Genomic DNA, 2,251 nt, shown 5'->3' with positions numbered 1-2,251 from the left:
CGCATCATCCTGCCCCGTCGCCGGCCCCTGCGCCCGGGCCGGGTGGGCGAGGCAGGCGAGCGTCAGGGCGAGGGCGAGCCGGCGCCGGGCGGCGGGTGCGGTCACCGCAGCTCCTCGTGCCAGGTGCGCCCGTCGCGCTCGATCAGGGCGATGGCGGCGGTGGGGCCCCAGCTGCCGGCCGGGTAGGCGCGCGGCGGCTCGCGGCGGTCGGCCCAGGCCTTGAGCAGGCTGTCGGCCCAGGCCCAGGCGACCTCGACCTCGTCGCGGCGCATGAACAGGGTGGCGTTGCCGCGCACCACGTCCATCAGCAGGCGCTCGTAGGCGTCGGGATAGCGCTGCTTGAAGGTCTCCTCGAACGAGATGTCGAGGTTGGTCGGCCGCAGGCGCATGCCGCCGGGGCCGGGATCCTTGGTCATCACCTCGAGCTTCATGCCCTCCTGCGGCTGCAGGCGGATGACGAGGCGGTTGGGCTCGCGCCCGAACGATTCCTCCGGGAAGATCGAGAACGGCGCGGCGCGGAACTGCACCACGATCTCGGACAGCTTCTGCGGCAGCCGCTTGCCGGTGCGCAGGTAGAACGGCACGCCGGCCCAGCGCCAGGACTGGACCTCGACCTTGCAGGCGACGAAGGTCTCGGTGCGGCTGTCGTGCCCGAGCTCGTTGAGGTAGCCCTCCACCGGCTTGCCGTCGACGGCGCCCTGGACGTACTGGCCGCGCACCGTCACGTGCTGCACGTCGCCCGCGGTGATCGGCTTGAGGGCGCGCAGCACCTTCAGCTTCTCGTCGCGCACCGAGTTGGCGTCGAGGTTGAGCGGGCTCTCCATCGCGGTGAGGCAGAGCAGCTGCAGGATGTGGTTCTGCAGCATGTCGCGCAGGGCGCCGGACGTGTCGTAGTAGCCGGCCCGGCCCTCGACCCCGACGGTCTCGGCCACCGTGATCTGGACGTGGTCGATCACGTCGGCCGTCCAGAGCCGGTCGAAGATCGTGTTGGCGAAGCGCAGCGCCAGCAGGTTCTGCACCGTCTCCTTGCCGAGGTAGTGGTCGATCCGGAAGATCTGCTCCTCGGGAAACACCTCGCCGACCGCGTCGTTGATCGCGCGGGCCGAGGTCAGGTCCTTGCCAATCGGCTTCTCGAGCACGACGCGGGATTTCGGGCCGACGAGGCCGAACTTGGCGAGGTTCCGGCAGATCGAGCCGTAGAGGTCGGGCGAGGTGGCGAGGTAGAACGGGCGCACCTGGTCCGGCCGCTCGTCGAGCTTGGCCACGAGTTCGGTCCAGCCGTCGTCGCCGGCGCCGTCGACCGCGACGTAGTCGAGATGGTCGAGGAAGGCGGCGAGCGTCTCCGGGTCGAGGTCGTCGGGGGCCACGAAGCGCTTCAGCGCGTCCTGCGTGCGGGCGCGGAACGCCTCGACCGCGAGCTCGGAGCGCGAGGCGCCGATGATCCGGGAGGTGGCCGGGATCTGGCCGTCCTTGTAGCGGTGGTACAGGGCCGGCAGCAGCTTGCGGGTGGTGAGGTCGCCGGTCGCGCCGAACACGACGTAGTCGAAGGAGGCGACGGGAATGATGGTGGCCAAGGGCTGCTCCCGGTTCGATGCGGCGGCGTGGCGGTCCGCCGGCGGGCGGCTCGCGCCGCCGGCCCGATCACACCCCGCGGCTTAGGCCTTTGCAATTGCTTCGCCAAGGTTCGCGATGGCTTCGCCGAGGAGCGGCCGAGAGGCGCGGCCAAGGGGAGCGGCCAAGAGGGGTGGCCAGGCGGCGGGCGGGGACGGATGCGGCAGGTCCGGTGCCGTTAAGCACGTCGCTTAGCGAGATCTTCAAATGGGACCATCATCCTCACGGTGTCGCCGCCGGTCTTCGCGCGGTCGCACGCGGGTCTCCGGGAGGTCGGTCCGGCCATGCAGCAGGGTTACGAGCGGTTCGATCGCGACGCGGACTGGGAGGACGCGCGGCCCCGCCGCCGGAGCGCGATCGGGCGGGTGTTCGGGCTGCTCAAGCTCGTGCTGTTCCTCGCCCCGATCGCGCTGTTCGCAGCGAGCTACCTCGTGACCGATTGCGGGTCGGGCTCGGGCGGCGGCCTCGGCCAGCTGCTCAAGGCCGGCGCCTGCGCCCGCAACGAGATGCTGAACCGCGCCCTGTCCCTGCCGGACGACCTCGGCACCCTGCGCCGCGCGATGAACTGACCGCGCGCCGCGCACGGGACGGCCTCGGACGAGGCGACGCCCCCCGAGACACCCGCCCCGACGACGCGACC

The 2,251-nt window shown here is 71.6% G+C and carries 2 protein-coding genes; one reads left to right on the top strand and one right to left on the bottom strand.

Annotated elements, in window-relative coordinates:
• Positions 1-101: 101 nt before the first annotated feature.
• Positions 102-1,574, bottom strand: a complete 1,473-nt coding sequence (gene zwf / locus FV230_RS27425) for a glucose-6-phosphate dehydrogenase (RefSeq protein ID WP_147844613.1) — start codon at positions 1,572-1,574, stop codon at positions 102-104.
• A gap of 321 nt (positions 1,575-1,895) precedes the next feature.
• Here zwf and FV230_RS27420 point away from each other — a divergent pair, with 321 nt between their 5' ends.
• A complete protein-coding gene (locus FV230_RS27420; protein WP_147844612.1) occupies positions 1,896-2,180 on the top strand; it encodes a hypothetical protein in 285 nt (94 codons plus the stop codon).
• The last annotated feature ends 71 nt before the right edge of the window (positions 2,181-2,251 follow it).

Origin of the sequence: Methylobacterium sp. WL6, from assembly GCF_008040095.1 — a bacterium.
Lineage (GTDB): Bacteria > Pseudomonadota > Alphaproteobacteria > Rhizobiales > Beijerinckiaceae > Methylobacterium.
The sequence above is the reverse complement of the archived record's forward strand: the minus strand, read 5'-3'. Positions and strand labels throughout refer to the sequence as shown.

Excerpts from the sequence above, each read along its gene's own strand:
- FV230_RS27420 (WP_147844612.1), top strand. The coding sequence starts at position 1,896 with ATGCAGCAGGGTTACGAGCGGTTCGATCGCGACGCGGACTGGGAGGAC.